Origin of the sequence: Treponema sp. SP13 (assembly GCF_050938355.1) — a bacterium.
GTDB classification, from domain to species: Bacteria; Spirochaetota; Spirochaetia; order Treponematales; family Treponemataceae; genus Treponema_D; species Treponema_D socranskii.
Window position 1 is genome coordinate 631,932 of the sequence record NZ_JADOVM010000001.1, and the last position, 14,397, is coordinate 646,328.

The 14,397-nt window shown below is 50.7% G+C and carries 13 protein-coding genes; 1 reads left to right on the plus strand and 12 read right to left on the minus strand.

Annotation, left to right across the window (positions count from 1 at the left end; translation table 11 throughout):
- Nucleotides 1–103 precede the first annotated feature (103 nt).
- The 6 genes from IZU26_RS02835 to IZU26_RS02860 form a co-directional block, all read right to left on the minus strand.
- Complete coding sequence (locus tag IZU26_RS02835; protein ID WP_433276611.1) at nucleotides 104–706, minus strand: TetR/AcrR family transcriptional regulator; 603 nt, start codon at nucleotides 704–706, stop codon at nucleotides 104–106.
- A 90-nt stretch (nucleotides 707–796) separates the two neighbouring features.
- The gene (locus tag IZU26_RS02840; protein ID WP_310824992.1) at nucleotides 797–1,942 is read right to left on the minus strand and encodes a sigma 54-interacting transcriptional regulator; all 1,146 of its coding nucleotides are present in this window, start codon (nucleotides 1,940–1,942) and stop codon (nucleotides 797–799) included.
- 144 nt (nucleotides 1,943–2,086) lie between these two features.
- Nucleotides 2,087–2,827, minus strand: a complete 741-nt coding sequence (locus tag IZU26_RS02845; protein WP_021330679.1) for a WecB/TagA/CpsF family glycosyltransferase — start codon at nucleotides 2,825–2,827, stop codon at nucleotides 2,087–2,089.
- Between the two features lie 63 nt (nucleotides 2,828–2,890).
- Nucleotides 2,891–3,691 carry an RsmE family RNA methyltransferase gene (locus IZU26_RS02850; RefSeq protein ID WP_433276615.1) on the minus strand — a complete coding sequence of 267 codons (801 nt, stop codon included), beginning with the start codon at nucleotides 3,689–3,691 and terminating at the stop codon, nucleotides 2,891–2,893.
- Between the two features lie 3 nt (nucleotides 3,692–3,694).
- Nucleotides 3,695–5,173, minus strand: coding sequence for a S41 family peptidase (locus IZU26_RS02855; RefSeq protein ID WP_433276617.1), 1,479 nt, complete (start codon nucleotides 5,171–5,173; stop codon nucleotides 3,695–3,697).
- 100 nt (nucleotides 5,174–5,273) lie between these two features.
- On the minus strand, nucleotides 5,274–7,037 hold the full coding sequence (locus IZU26_RS02860) for an EAL domain-containing protein (protein WP_433276620.1): 1,764 nt from the start codon (nucleotides 7,035–7,037) through the stop codon (nucleotides 5,274–5,276).
- Between the two features lie 90 nt (nucleotides 7,038–7,127).
- On the opposite strand from IZU26_RS02860, the gene IZU26_RS02865 reads away from it, so the two are divergent.
- Nucleotides 7,128–7,859: a class I SAM-dependent methyltransferase gene (locus IZU26_RS02865; protein WP_433276622.1), complete on the plus strand. Its 732-nt coding sequence runs from the start codon at nucleotides 7,128–7,130 to the stop codon at nucleotides 7,857–7,859.
- A gap of 55 nt (nucleotides 7,860–7,914) precedes the next feature.
- Here IZU26_RS02865 and IZU26_RS02870 read toward each other — a convergent pair whose 3' ends face one another.
- The 6 genes from IZU26_RS02870 to IZU26_RS02895 all read right to left on the minus strand — a co-directional run bounded on the left by IZU26_RS02870 (nucleotide 7,915) and on the right by IZU26_RS02895 (nucleotide 14,366).
- Nucleotides 7,915–8,841 carry a PSP1 domain-containing protein gene (locus tag IZU26_RS02870; RefSeq protein WP_021330799.1) on the minus strand — a complete coding sequence of 309 codons (927 nt, stop codon included), beginning with the start codon at nucleotides 8,839–8,841 and terminating at the stop codon, nucleotides 7,915–7,917.
- Nucleotides 8,842–8,952: 111 nt separating this feature from the next.
- Nucleotides 8,953–9,486 carry a YaaR family protein gene (locus IZU26_RS02875; RefSeq protein WP_433276624.1) on the minus strand — a complete coding sequence of 178 codons (534 nt, stop codon included), beginning with the start codon at nucleotides 9,484–9,486 and terminating at the stop codon, nucleotides 8,953–8,955.
- Nucleotides 9,483–9,896 (minus strand): bactofilin family protein, encoded by a 414-nt coding sequence (locus IZU26_RS02880; RefSeq protein ID WP_021330662.1) that lies wholly within the window; start codon nucleotides 9,894–9,896, stop codon nucleotides 9,483–9,485. Before IZU26_RS02880 ends, IZU26_RS02875 begins: the two co-directional genes overlap by 4 nt.
- A gap of 3 nt (nucleotides 9,897–9,899) precedes the next feature.
- Entirely contained in the window at nucleotides 9,900–10,922 is a 1,023-nt protein-coding gene (locus IZU26_RS02885; RefSeq protein WP_021330763.1) for a M23 family metallopeptidase, read from the minus strand.
- Between the two features lie 115 nt (nucleotides 10,923–11,037).
- The gene (locus IZU26_RS02890) at nucleotides 11,038–13,041 is read right to left on the minus strand and encodes an ABC-F family ATP-binding cassette domain-containing protein (RefSeq protein ID WP_433276627.1); all 2,004 of its coding nucleotides are present in this window, start codon (nucleotides 13,039–13,041) and stop codon (nucleotides 11,038–11,040) included.
- 11 nt (nucleotides 13,042–13,052) lie between these two features.
- The gene (locus IZU26_RS02895; protein ID WP_433276630.1) at nucleotides 13,053–14,366 is read right to left on the minus strand and encodes an SH3 domain-containing protein; all 1,314 of its coding nucleotides are present in this window, start codon (nucleotides 14,364–14,366) and stop codon (nucleotides 13,053–13,055) included.
- Nucleotides 14,367–14,397: the final 31 nt, after the last annotated feature.

Here is a 14,397-nt window from a genome sequence, read left to right on the forward strand (position 1 = left end):
ATATAAATTCATTTTTTAATTAAAAAAACAAATTGCATCCGCCGGATAATCGTCATCGAATACGGAATAATAATTCAATATTCGACAAAATAAAAAATACTTTTTACAATGCATTGACTCCCTCATAGTAGCATTTCGCTACGATACGCAGCATTTCAGCGGCGCGTTTTTGACTCTCATAATGCCGCGCCACTTCCAAAAGGCTTTCGGCAAAATTACTTGCCAAAATATGCACGAGCAAACCGTCATACGGTTTTGCCGCCGTTTTTGTAAGCGCCTTTTTGATGTGCTTGCCCAAGGCCGCGATCAAATCCTGCTTCGCGCATTCGTATTTCGTGCCGCCGCTTTTATCCATCAAAACGACAAAGGCTTTATGATTTTTGAGCAGCTCGAGCAAATATCCTTCCGCGATCGTTTTATATCGTTCGGACGGAAGACCGCTACCCGCTTCTTCCTCCCGCGCGATACGTTTAAAGTCGATCGAAAAAGACGAAGCGACTTTATCGAACAGCGCTTCTTTGTTTTTAAAATACGTATAGATCAATCCGACCGGAATATGCGCACGCGCAGCGATATCCTGCATTTTTGCACTTCTGAAATCTTTTTCATAAAAGACGTCGAGCCCTGCTCGGAAAATGCGATCGTAGATTTCTTCTTTCAACACTTGCGCCATAAACTCGCCCGCCAATATAGAATATACATTCATTATTACACGGTATTCTTTTTTTGTCAACGGCATGCTCATCTGCCGCCACACGTATACCGACGTATATTTTGCACATATACGGTACCAGATTTAAAAATTGATATCCTCAGGATAGATCGTTTCTCCTTTTGCAAACAGCAGGGCGCGCTGCAAACAATTAACGAGCTGCCGCACATTGCCCGGCCAATCGTAGCTCATGAGTTTTTCGCGTGCCGCTTCGGACAACGCGATATCCCTGCCGGCAAAAAAAGCGACGGCGATTTCATCGATGTCTTCCAAATGCTGCCGGAGCGGCGGAAGCGTTATCGTATAACCCGCAATCCGATAGTATAAATCGATCCGAAATTTTCCCGTCTGCATCATCCGCTGCAGATCGGCGTTTGTCGCACACACGAGGCGCACATCGACATGGCGTTCGATATCCGAACCGACGCTGCAATAGTTTCCCGTTTCGAGTATGCGCAAAAGCTTCGCCTGTAAAAAGAGCGGAACATCTCCGATCTCGTCGAGAAAAAGCGTACCGCCGTCCGCTTTCGCAAGGCGTCCCGAACGCTTTACGGCTCCGGTATACGCGCCGGGCACCGTACCGAACAGCTCACTTTCGGCGAGCCCTTCGGCGATCGACGACATCTCGACCGACACGAACGTTTTTCCCTTTCTGGGCGAATTATCGTGCAGGAGTTTTGCCGCGAAGGTTTTTCCGGTTCCGCTTTCACCGAGAAGCAAAACGGATATCTCCCGCTGCGCGGCTTCGGCGAGACGGCGCTTTACGTCGATGATGATTTTCGAAGAGCCGGCAAATTTTTCGAAGCCGCTTATATCGACGTCGCGTACGAACCCGCGCTCCGCTTTTTTAAATATCCGATCGACATCGCTCGATGCGGCGGCCTGCCGTTCGACAACCTCGCGCAGCAAATCCAAATCGCACGGAAACGGAATACACCTTTTATAATGACGCTGCACATAGGAAAGCGGAAACGAATCGTCGAATTTAACAAGAAACAATGCACGTCCGCGACGGGCAATATCGGTGAATATTTTTTCGGTTTGTCCGTTGAACAGCGACGTATCGACGAGTACGAGATTTTGAAACGCGGCAAGCGCATACGAATACGATTGTACGGAATCAATGACTTTGACGGAAAAAGCGGGCTCCAGTCCGTGACGGCACCAATCGATCACTTTTATATCCGAGGATATTAAAACAACGGTGTTTAAATTCGGGAACACTTCCATTCCGTTTCCCCGTTTTTAAGCGGCATGAACATTCGGAAAAGTCGAAAGGCTTCAAAAACCGAAGTTTTTAGAAACTCCTATTCACCTTTACGCCGCACACACTACGCCCCGCCTCTTATTTTGTCAAAAACCGATGTACACCTTTTACGTATTTTTAAAAAGGCGATACCAGAGCAATACCAGTATATACCATAAATACGGAAAAAGCAAAAATATTTTTAAAGGATTATGAAAAATTTCCGCATAGATTTCGTGTCCGCGCGCAAAGGTTTTTTCACCGACACGCTTAATGCGTTCGGCAAAAATGCCGAGCACGTCTTTATAATAAACAAAAATACTCGATGCAAAACGATTCCGCCTGCGGTACACCCACACGTCTTTTTCTTTGATGCCGTCGCTTACGAGCACGAGCGCGGGAGACGATTTGTAAATCGCTTCGATGACGGCCGCTTCCGCATTTTTCGAATAATAACCGATATAGCGCCCGACAATCTGCAGATTCGGAAAAGTATCGCGCACGTTCGATTCGGCTTTTTGCAGCGTCGCCCTTCGCGCTCCGAGCAAAAAAATCGATTTATAATGGCGTTCGAGCACCGACAATACTTCGATTACCGCGTCGAAGGGATTGTAGCGTACGGGAATCGATTTTTTGAGAAATTTCGCGCCGCCGATAATACTCTTTGAAACAGGCAAAATCAGATCGGCGCTGCGCACGCATTCGGCATATTCGCTCTTTCCGCGCGCGCGAAGCAAATCCCACACCGACAAAAATACGATCTGCTTCGTTCCGGGCTTTGCAAGGAGCTCAAGCACTTCCGATTCGATGTCTTCCGCACGGCAAATGTCGACGCTTACGCCTGCGACGCTTATTCTTTGAATACTCATACGAGCTTTATTTTAATTGACCTCGGAAAATTATGCAAGCAAGCGACAGCGTAATCTCACCGGCTACTTTGCGAATTCGGCGAGCGCGGTTTGAAGGGCTGCGATGCCGTAGAGGGCAGCGGTTTCACATCGCAAAATATTTCCCGCAAAGTGAACGGACGCAAATCCCGCGTTTCGGAGCGCTGTCATTTCATCCGGGCTGATGCCGCCTTCACATCCGACGGCGATCGCCGCGCACGTAACGCCTGCGAAAACCGCATCCGAAAACGGCATGCAAAAATCATTCCGCTCCGAGAGGACGACGGCTGCCGACGTGTTTCGCGCTTTTTCGCTCATCCGTCTCCACACTTCACATGCTCCTCGAACATCCGCGGTTTCGGCGACTGAGGTTTCCACGGGGGAGCCGCTCTGCTCGCGAGCTTCTTTGATGATCCGCGCAAAGCGTTCGGCTTTTCCTGCCAGAGAAGCGATGCTGCCTTTTTGCGAATACTCGCCTGCGACGGGAACTATCGTTTTCACTCCGCACTCGCAAGCCTGTCGGACAATGAGTTCCATCTTTTGCGGCTTCGCGATAAATTGAAAAAGCGTATATTCGACGGCACGGCGATCCTTATCGATATCGGCGGCTCCGACCCCGCGCACGACTGAGGCCACTCCCAATCCGCACTTTTGCAATACGGCAATGCCCCGAACGTCATCGATGCGTGCGACGGTCATGGAAAGAAGAAATCCGCCCGGAACCCGCACGGCGAGCATATCGCCCGGCTTTGCGCGGAGGACACGGCACAGGTGCGTAAAACTTTTCCCCGAAACGGCTATAAGTCCCTTTTCGTCCGGAGCAGCATCGGAGAGAAATTGCCGCACGCTTTAGACTCCCGCTTTCTTTTTCGCTTCGACTTCATCTTGCAGCTCTTTGAGCGTCTTTGCCGAACGCACGAGCTTTTGAAAATCGCTCGATTTTAAAATCTCGATCGCAGCGTTCAGCTGAATGTCGTAATCCGAATCGTAGAGCATTGCGGGCTTTAAGCGGTTTACGCGGACACGGATAAGACGGCGAAGCAAAGCCGCATTCAGCGGATATTTTTTTTGCAAAACAAGCGCGTAAGATGCGATGTCGCGTTCGGTCATACCTCTGTGAGAATCGACGTAGGATGCGATCGCATTCGATTTAATAAGTTCCGCGTAGGCTTTTTCTTCGGCCTCATTCAGTTCGGGATAGAGCACTTCTCTGTCGGGGGGAATGCCGACTTTGTCGATATTCGTATCGCTCGGCGTATAGTAGCGCGCCATCGTAATTTTAAAACCGTCGGAAGCGCTGAGCGGGATCACTTGCTGAACGGAACCCTTGCCGTAAGTACGCTGACCGACGAGGTATGCGAGGTGATTGTCTTTGAGCGCCCCCGCCAAAATCTCCGATGCGGACGCCGAGCCGCGATTTATGAGCACGACAATCGGAAGACCTGCCGAAACCGTCGTCTTTTTGGCGTTCGCGGTAAAGACCTTGTTTTCAAATGCGAGGCGGCTCTTTGTCGAAACGAGCGTTCCCGAATCGATGAATTTATCCGCGACGTCTGCGACGCTCGTGATAAGTCCTCCGGGATTGTCGCGCAGATCGATTATTAAATCTTTATAATTCGCCTTTGCAAACGAATCGAGCGCTTCCTGCACACGCTTGGGCGTATCGGGCGTAAATTCGATTATGCGGAGATACCCCGCAGCGCCTATCATGCCGTACTTTACCGTCGGCACTTCGATGAGCGCTCGGACGAGCGTTACGTCGAATCTGATGTCTTTGCCTCGCAAAATCGAAACGGTAACCGGCGTGCCCGCTTTGCCGCGCAAATGATTGAGCACTTCTTCCATCGTCATAGGAGCCGTAGCTTCCCCGTCGATCGCCGTGATATAATCGCCCGACAGGATACCGGCCTTAGCACCGGGCGTATCTTCGATCGGAGAAGCGACTTCAACGTAGGCCGGTTTTTCGGAAGACGATTCGACGGGCTTACTGATGGAAAGGCCGACGCCGCCGAAATTGCCGGCCGTCGTATCGGAGAGCGGGCGCATCGTGTTTTGGTCGAGGTACTGCGTATACGGATCTTTCAACGAGTCGAGCATGCCTTTGAGCGCTCCTTCGTAGAGCACTTTTGAATCGATTTCATCGACGTAATTCTGCTGCACGAAATCGAATACGGCAGAGATTTTTTTCATGTATTGGAAATTGGAAACGGATTCGCCGCCGACAGGCGATTCGGCAAAACACTGAGATGCCGCAGCGGAGACGATAAACGCGCATATAACGGATGCTGTAAAACGGATTGCTTTATTGTGTATTTTAAAGATAACCATAGGTATCATTGTATGACGGGAAGCTGAAAATTGCAACACGCAAAGCGGCACACACGGCAGCACCGCGAGCCGCCATGCGAGTGCGCTGCCTGCGCCTGCATTATGCGTGCAGATTTTCCTTTGCGAACGTGCGCGCGTCGACCGGATGACTGAACAGATAGCCTTGAAATTTATCGGGTCCGAAGGGCAAAAGCTTTTCCACGTTGCCGTACGATTCGATACCTTCCATGCACACCGTCATACCGAGCGCGTGCGCCATGCCGACGACGAATTCGATTATCTTTAAATCTTTCATATCGCCGGTGAGTGCTTTTTGGATAAACGTATAATCGAGCTTGAGCGTATTTGCGTGGATATCCTGCAGATAGCGCAGGTTCGAAAATCCCGTACCGAAATCGTCGATATCGATTTTAAGGCCGAGCGCCAAAAGCTCTGCGAGTACCGATTGAATTTCTTCATCGTCGATGTTGCCGCTTTCCGTTATTTCGAGCACGATATTTTTCGGATTGACCTTCGTACGCTCGAGTGCGATCTGCACTTCACTGACGAGGTTCGACTGCAAAATCTGCACAAAGGAAATATTGACGCTCACATAGAGATCGGGAAACAGCGTATTCCACGCGGCACACTGCGCAAACGCTTTTATGAGTATCCACCGTCCAACCGGCACGATGAGTCCGCTTCGTTCAAGGATGGAAATAAGCTCTCCCGCGCCGACCGTACCGAAGCGTTCGTTTTTCCAGCGCAAAAGCGATTCGGCGCCGATGACGATTTTCGACAAGCTGCCGCCTTTGCGTTTCTGCACCGTCTTTGCATTTACGATCGGCTGAAACAAAAGCGTAAATCCTTCAAACTTATTTTTTATGGAATCGCGCACCGCACTTTCGATTTCGAGCGTACGAAGATAGTTTGCATATTCGCGGGCATTGAACAGCTCGAGCGTATCTTTGCCGCTGTTTTTGGCGGATTCCACGGTAAACAAAAGTTTAGCAAGCATTTCCCTAAGCGTGCTTGTATCGTTGATAAAAGCGATACCGCCGACGGAAATGGTAAACATGCGCTTGTAACCCGACGCGTATTCGGCTTCCCGTATGCTTTGCTTTATGCCGCTGTAGCTGCGGCGTATTTCATCCGCACTTTCACCGCTGAAATTTATCAAAAGAAATTTTCTGCCGGAAAGCAGATACACTTTCGTGCCGTTTACGCATTGCCGTTTACACGCATCCGCGACGATGGACAATATTTCGTTTCCGGCTTCAAAACCGACGTGTTCGTTTATCGAAATAAAATTGTCGATTTCGATCTGCATGGCAAAACCGCTCAGCGTTCCCGTATCCGTGCGCGCCGTATCGAAATCGAACTGAGCGTCCCGTTCCGAACCGAGGTTATCGTCTTCGAAAAAAGGATGCTTTTCGGCGGAACCGACGGAACCGGCAACGATATCACCCAAAGGAACGGGCAAGTGCAGCATTCTGATTTCGGCAGGAACATATTCGCCGTATTTGTTGCGAATATGATACGTCGCTTTTATTTTCGACTTTTTATTTGCAATGATCGATTCGATATCGGCACTGCAGCGGACGCGTTCGTCTTCATGCACAAAGGTGATGATTTTCCGCACCGCTCCCGAAAATTGCACGCCGGGGAAATCGAAATGAGCCAAAGCTCGCTCCGATACAAAAAACGTATCTGTTGCGATATCGTATACGAACGCAAACGACTCGGTACAGTTTTCGAGAAGCGAGATAATATTTTTTACAATGCTTAAACCGATTTTATTTTGCACATTTCCCGTTCCGGTACGATACAGTATACAATAATCAATACGATATTGCAATAATTTTTTCGACGTTATCGCAGACATGTGATATTTTCGCACGTGTGATTTTTCAACACGAACGGAACAAGCCGAATATATCCTTGCTTTTCCGACAAGATGCTTTATAATGAACGTATGACTTTTATACAAAATGTAACCGAATATTACGACGAATTGTATCCCGTCACAGAAGAACAAAAAAAATTTTACAGCCGTATACAAGAATCCTATCCGACACCGGCGCGATTTTTGCAGATAGGATGCGGAACCGGTGCGCTCGAACACGTGCTTGTCAAAAGCGGCGCAGACATAACGGGCATTGAAGTTTCAAAAGAGCTCATAGAAATAGCGGCGCTGCGCCGAAGGACGCAGCTCATGCCGATACGTTTTTTTCAGCTTTCGACGCTCGACATGACACGCTTTCTCGGAAAAAATTTCTATAACGTCATCTCCTGCCTGAACAGCCGCATCGTCTTCGTCAGAGATAAAACGCTTGTACGCAAATTCTTTTTCGACTGCAAAGCGCTGCTCACGGAGGGCGGAACGCTCATCCTCCATCTGTATAATTTTCCTCGCGCGCTGCAAAGCGGCAAGACGGAACTCCGTACGCGCAGCAGCATCCGGGTTAAACTGTCGTCGACGCTTACGACAGGAAACGACGGTGCGTTTTTTATGAGCCAAACGCTCGAAACGGGTACGGGCAAAGTTCTCACCGTCATGAAAAACGAAGCGTTCTATCCGCTCGCAAAAGACGAAATCGCTTCATTCGCAAAAGAAGCGGGCTTTACCGATTTTTCGTTTTACGGCTCATACGCGATGGAAGCATTTACCGAACAAAGCGAATATCTCGTCTGCGCCATACGATAAAAATGCGGCATTCGATTTAAAATTTTGCAACGCCCGCGATCGGCACTACGGCACGTCAGCCGATACGCCAGCGGTTACCCGAATCTTTGGCAAAGCGCTTGGCGTTCACTTCGAGCAGGCGGCCGTCTTCTCCGAGCATTTTTATCGTAGACGTGATCGGATTTACTTCGGTGATTTTAAAATTCGTTCCGTCGTAAAAAAGGCGAATACCTTCCGACGGCAAATTTTTCCGCGCGTCGTTGTACCAATCGAATTCATACGAAAGACAGCATAAAAGCCTGCCGCACTGCCCCGAAATCTTCATCGAATTGAGCGAAAGATTTTGATCCTTTGCCATGCGGATCGACACCGGCTTGATCTTATCCGAAACGGCATGACAGCAATACGGACGGCCGCAGACGCCGAGACCTCCGGTGATGCGCGCTTCGTCGCGCACGCCTATTTGCCGCAGTTCGATGCGCATTTTAAATACGGACACCAAATCTTTGACGAGTTCACGAAAGTCGACGCGGTTGTCGGAGCTGAAAAAAAACAACGCCTTTTGCTCGGCGACGAGAAAATGCACTTGAATCAATTTCATGTCGAGACGATGATAGGCGACTTTTTCTTTAAAAATTTTTACAGCATCGCTTTCTTTTACTTTCAGTTCTTCCGCACGTTTTGCGTCTTCTTTCGATACGACGCGGTCTATGTCGACGATATCGCTCTGCCGCACGCCGCGCGGCTTTTTCGTTTCGCCGAGCACGACTGCAATGTCGCGTCCGTACCGCGTCGGAACGATGACGCGTATGCCCGCTTCGATGCCCTGCACGCCGCCGGCCGTCGCGTAAATGCTTTCGCGCGAGTATTCGAGTTTTAAATGGTACAGCGGTTTATCGGGCGTAAAGTCCGCCTCTCCCTGATCGCTTTCGTCCACAGCATCTTCAAGCGCTTCAAGATTTTCGCTCTCATCATCTATATCGTTTTCAAAAATATCGCTCATCGTCGCCTCTCCCGCGCGTTTGCGCGTTTTTCGGTTTTAACAATCGGAACCCCGAAAAAAAATTACAATTCTCAGAAGGTTTTTTCGGATTTATTAATTTTTATTTTAACATCAAGAAGCAAGCACGTCTACGAGCAAACCGCGGATCTCTTCGACGCGTTTCAAAAGCAAAAATTTATCGGCTTGATTTGCAAGGATTTCCGCCGCAAGATTGTTGAGCTTTTCGTCGATAATCCGCACTTGCACGAATATCCGCTCTTTATTTGTCCGCCGATTGCGCCGCCCCGAGAGTTCCTCAATCTCGAAGCTGTACTTTACGACGTACTTCATAAACTGGCTCACCGCACGCCGATATTCGGCAAAGGCATCTTCCGTCATCGAATCGATGAGCTTGTCGCCGGCAGTCGTTACGCGGTCTTTCAAAAAAACGACGGCGTCTTCAACGGACATCCCCGCGATTTCGCTCGGAAGTCCCGCCGACGCAAGTTCGTTTGCTTCTTCGTTTTTTTTCAGCATCGCGGAAAAAATTCCCGCCCTCTGCTGTGCACCCGCTTTTTTTTTCTTTGCTTCCTTTGCCGCTTCTCCCGCAGCCGAAGACACCGCAGTAAAATAAAGCGCCTGTCCCAGCGGATCGACCGTGTTCATGCAAACGCCGCCTTCGTGCGGATAGCTTTCGCTTCGAGGTAGCGTTCCGATGCTGCGAGGTATTTCGCTTCGTCTTCGATGGAAATGCAGTGTCCGTGAAAGATTACCTTTTCTTCGATCCGGACTTTTTGCGAAATGATATCGCCGATAACGGCAGCCGATGAAAGCAGCGTTACGCTTTCTTTTGCAATGATGTCGCCGAGCACGATACCGCCGACGATCGCGGACTTCGCAGTAAGATTGCCGCACAGCCGCGCCCGCTCGCCGATCTGCACGTTGCCGTCGGTGTCGAGATCGCCGCGTACGTCGCCGTCCAAACGGACGGAGCCGTTTATCCGAAGATCACCGGAAACGGTCGAACCTTCACCGATAACCGTGTTGATCGAAAAGTCGTCGGAGCGCAGCGCCATAAGTCAATTCGAAAGCTTTACGTTGATGTACTTTGCAGGGTCTACGACATCCGAACCGATATGCACTTCGTAATGCAAGTGCGGCCCCGTCGTAACGCCGGTGTTGCCGACATAGCCGATGACATCGCGCTGAGAGATGAACTGTCCCTTTGTCACGCGCGAAGACATCAAGTGCGCATAGCGCGTGTAGATGCCGTGTTTATGTTTGATAATAATGTAATTGCCGTAGCTTGCGTCGTAGCCGACCGTAACGACTTGCCCGCTCGCCGTCGCGATAACCGGATCACCTGAGCGGTACGTCGAAAAATCGATTCCCTTGTGAATATACCACTGTCCCGTAATCGGGTGCACGTTCGGACCGAAGGCCATGGAAATATGCGCATTGACGTTTTTCAGCGGCCAAACGCTCGGAATCTCCGTAAAGAGCGTATTTTGATTTTCAAGCATTTTACCGATCTGTTCGACGGGCTGCACCGCATTTTCAAGGTAGGATGCAAGCTGCTTGACGTCTTCCGTTTCGCGCATCGAACCCGCCACCGTTTCCTGCGTACCGAAAAGCGAAGAGAGGTCGCTGTTCGAAACCGACGCACGAGCGACGTTTGCACTGTCCGTAATGCCGAGCAGGGCAAGCGACTGCGACAGCGACGTTTGAAAGCGCTTTGCCGCCTGCATGAGATTCATGTTTTCGTCACGAAGTTCGTCGAGACTCGCCTGTGTCAAACGATTCTGCGACGAAAGGCGCGATATCTCGGCGCTTGAACCGATCGCCCTGCGATCAAAGTAGAAAAAAGATGCTACGATACCGAAGACAAGCACGACGCCGAGACCGAGAGCAAAAACATTTGTTTGGAAATTAACAACTTTACTCTGCGAATGCGGAACGATCATTATCGTCAGCTTGCCGTCGAGGATTTTAAATATCCGCTGCGCGCCGTTTTTTATACAATTTAAAAAAGAAAAAAATGCGCTGCTCGTTTTTGAGGCGACCTTTTTTTCCAACTTTTTATATTTTTGCGTCCGAGCCACAACCTCGCTCCTGTTCCACCCAAAATAGACCCGATACTGCCGCCGAGCCTCAACGTGTTATTGTAGCATATTAGCCGCCTTCGTGTCAAATGGTAAAAATCTCCAATCACGGAAATCAATTTTGCGCTTTTGCCCGTTCCGCGCTTTCGGCGGCCTTCTCCCATTCTTCGCCGAGCGCAGTAAGACGCGCTTCCGTATCCGCGAGGCGCTTTTGCACGACGCGCGATTTTTCTCCCGACGCATACACTTCGGGCTTTGCAAGTTCGTTTTCACATTCGGCCTTTTGCGCTTCGAGCGCGGCGATTTCCGTTTCGAGCCGTTCAACTTCGCGTTCGAGTTTTCGCTGTTCGGCTTTTCGCTTTTTCGCTTCTTCCCACGAAAGCTGTCCTCCCGCGAGCGCATCGTTCGTACCGGAAAGCTTTTCGCTTACCCCCGATCCGGCCGTACGAGAGACGAATTGCGCCTTTCCGTCGGCCGAAGACGAAAAAGGCATACCGGCAACCCTTCCGTTTTTTTCCGCTTCGATGCGTTCAAGGTAATACGCATAATCGCCCGGAAAAATGCGGAAGCGCCCCGCTTCGAGAGCGAGCACGCGCGTCGAAAGCCCTTCGATAAAACCGCGGTCGTGGCTCACGAATACGACGGTACCGCCGAAATCTTTGAGCGCCTGCATGAGCACGTCTTTCGAATGCATGTCGAGGTGATTCGTCGGTTCGTCGAGCACGAGAAAATTGACCGGCTCGAGCAAAAGCTTTAAGAGTGCAATGCGGTTTTTCTCCCCGCCCGAAAGGACGTCCAAACTTTTAAATACGTCGTCTCCGCGAAACAAAAACGCACCGAGCATGTCGCGCACTTTCGGAATCATTTCAAGCGGAGCCGCACTTTCGATATAATCGATGATGCTTTCGCTGCCGGAGATTTCTTCCGAACTGTCCTGAGAAAAATACCCCGTACGCACGCCGCTTCCGAATATGAGCTCGCCCGAAAAAGCAGTATCTTCCCCCGCGATGATCCGGAGGAGCGTCGATTTGCCCGCTCCGTTATGCCCTGCGACCACGAGCCGATCCCCGTTTTCGATCGTCACGTCGAGCTTATCGAGCACATTGTGTTCTCCGTCATAGCTTTTCGTCACGCCGTTTATGCGGAGCACGACCTTTCCCGCATGAGGAGCCGGTGGAAAAGTAAAGCGGATTTTCTTCATCGATTCGGGAATCTCGATGCGCTGTATTTTATCGAGCTGCTTTTGCCGCTCCTGCGCTTGAGCCGCCTTTGTCGCTTTTGCGCCGAAGCGTCTGATAAATTCTTCGAGGTGACGGATTTCCTTTTGCTGCTGTTCGTAAGAGGCGATGAGCGTTTTCAATTCGGTTTTGCGCACCGCTTCGTAGTGCGTAAAGTTTCCCGGATAGCGTTTGAGTTCGCCGCCGAAAAGTTCGTACACTTCGGTAACGCTGACGTCGAGAAAATAGCGGTCGTGGCTGACGAGCAAAAATCCGCCTTTGAACGACTGTAAAAACCGTTCGAGCCAAGTACGCGCTTCTATGTCGAGGTAATTCGTCGGCTCGTCGAGGAGGAGTATGTCGGGATTTTGCATGAGCACTTTTGCAAGGGCGATCCGCATCTGCCAGCCGCCCGAAAACGCTTCCGTCCGTTTGGTAAAATCTTCGCGTGAAAAACCGAGCCCCGAAAGCACCGCTTCCGCCTGCGCCCGCCTCCTGTGCCAGCCGCTTTCGTCGAGCGCCGCAATGAGAGAAGCTTGCCGAACGGCAAGATCGGATGCGCGTTCCGGGTGCAGCGAAAGTTCGTCTCCTATCCGGTCGATTTCCGCCTGCATATCGTAGCCGAATTGAAACGCGGTATCCGCTTCTTCAAGCAGCGTGCGTCCCGCGTGCGTAAGCCCCGACTGCGGCAAATAGCCGATGCGCGCATCCTTTTGCACGACTCTCGTTCCGCTGTCGCAGGGGATGAGCCCGGCCATCACTTTGATGAGCGTCGATTTTCCTTCCCCGTTCGCTCCCGTAAGAGCGGCTTTAGTGCCCGACTGCAGATTGATCGAAACGTTTTTTAATATGTCGCGGCCGCCGAACGCGAGCGACACTTTTGAAAACTGAACGAAAGCCATGACAACCGCTGCTAATTTTTTTTGAAAAAGATGACGAGCGGACTTGCTCCCCGCCGCACGAGGGTATTGCCTTCAAAGCGCGCTTCGGACGCATCTTCAAGGCGTATGCCGTTCGCTTCGATTTTGTACAAAAAATTCACTTTGGCTTTCATGCCTTCAAAGGAGAACGAAAGCACACCGTCGTACTGCGGCGAAAGCGATGCGTCGATAAAATAATCGATCCCGACCGTACCGCCTCCCTTTGCGCTTTCGGCGATGAGAGACGGAACGAGCCTCCGGTTGCCCCGCCACGTAAAGGAACCGTCGCCTTTGAGCGAAAGCTGTCCGTATGCGGCGCTTTTAAAATTCGGCCCCGCCGCTGCAATGCGCGCATATTCGGCTTCTCGCCGCTCTTTTTCTTCGGCGACGAGGGCTGTTATATCGACGTCTTCTCCGAGTGCGATAAAATTATAATCGCGCGGTCTGCCCGCATCGTCGGCACAAGTAACGGCGATATAATTGTTTTTGACGGAAACCTTTACGGGGGTATCGGTAAACGTATATTCGCCGTCCGCCGTTTTAAGTGCTTCTCCGTATTCCCACGAGCCGTAGCGTTCGGGAAGGTTCAGCGATACTTTTCGATTTTCGGCGTCGACCGTAAAACAATAGGCGGCATTCATGCGAAGCGGATCGACTCTCTTTTCACGTATCATCGCGCGGTAATAATCGGGATACCATATCGTCCCGGCAAGCTTTTCAAATACGTCGTCTTTTTCTTCGGCACCGCTCCCCTCTCCCGTTTCGACGACTCCTCCCTTTTGTGTTTCAAAGACCTCGAGATTGTACGAAAAGCACCAGCCCTGCGTACCGCTCGATGTCAAAACACGCAGCCAATTTCCCGCAAGCGCATCGGAGCCGACCATAACGGCCTGCCCCTCTCCCTTATACAGAATCTTAATAATTTCGCCTTTTCTGAGACGATACACTTGCCTCGCCGTATTGACCGGTTCCGCGCGGATAGGAAGTCCGTCGAGCTTTACCGACGCATAGCGATGGAGGAATTCCGCGTACTGTCCGGCCGCCTTTTTGAGCGAACGGCGGGATGCCGGCGGCGTAATCTGCCACAGCGGGATATCGAAGCGCTCTTTGGAACCGGGGGCGGAGACGGCATAGGTGTGAGAAATATTTGAACGGATATACACGGGAAGGATATCGCCGTCTTGCAGGCCGCGCTCGGGGATATCCCACAGCAGCATGCCGTATCCCATAACGCGGGAACAGGACGCAAGCGCAAACGAAAGGGTGCATAACGCGATCAAACCGTATTTTTTCGGCAAACAAATCATGAGATACAGCATAACACAGCGCGGCAAAAAA

Coding starts and splice junctions, on each gene's coding strand:
- IZU26_RS02835 (WP_433276611.1), bottom strand. CDS start 706: ATGAATGTATATTCTATATTGGCGGGCGAGTTTATGGCGCAAGTGTTG.
- IZU26_RS02840 (WP_310824992.1), bottom strand. CDS start 1,942: ATGGAAGTGTTCCCGAATTTAAACACCGTTGTTTTAATATCCTCGGAT.
- IZU26_RS02845 (WP_021330679.1), bottom strand. CDS start 2,827: ATGAGTATTCAAAGAATAAGCGTCGCAGGCGTAAGCGTCGACATTTGC.
- IZU26_RS02855 (WP_433276617.1), bottom strand. CDS start 5,173: ATGGTTATCTTTAAAATACACAATAAAGCAATCCGTTTTACAGCATCC.
- IZU26_RS02860 (WP_433276620.1), bottom strand. CDS start 7,037: ATGTCTGCGATAACGTCGAAAAAATTATTGCAATATCGTATTGATTAT.
- IZU26_RS02865 (WP_433276622.1), top strand. CDS start 7,128: ATGACTTTTATACAAAATGTAACCGAATATTACGACGAATTGTATCCC.
- IZU26_RS02870 (WP_021330799.1), bottom strand. CDS start 8,841: ATGAGCGATATTTTTGAAAACGATATAGATGATGAGAGCGAAAATCTT.
- IZU26_RS02875 (WP_433276624.1), bottom strand. CDS start 9,486: ATGAACACGGTCGATCCGCTGGGACAGGCGCTTTATTTTACTGCGGTG.
- IZU26_RS02880 (WP_021330662.1), bottom strand. CDS start 9,896: ATGGCGCTGCGCTCCGACGACTTTTCGATCAACACGGTTATCGGTGAA.
- IZU26_RS02890 (WP_433276627.1), bottom strand. CDS start 13,041: ATGGCTTTCGTTCAGTTTTCAAAAGTGTCGCTCGCGTTCGGCGGCCGC.
- IZU26_RS02895 (WP_433276630.1), bottom strand. CDS start 14,366: ATGATTTGTTTGCCGAAAAAATACGGTTTGATCGCGTTATGCACCCTT.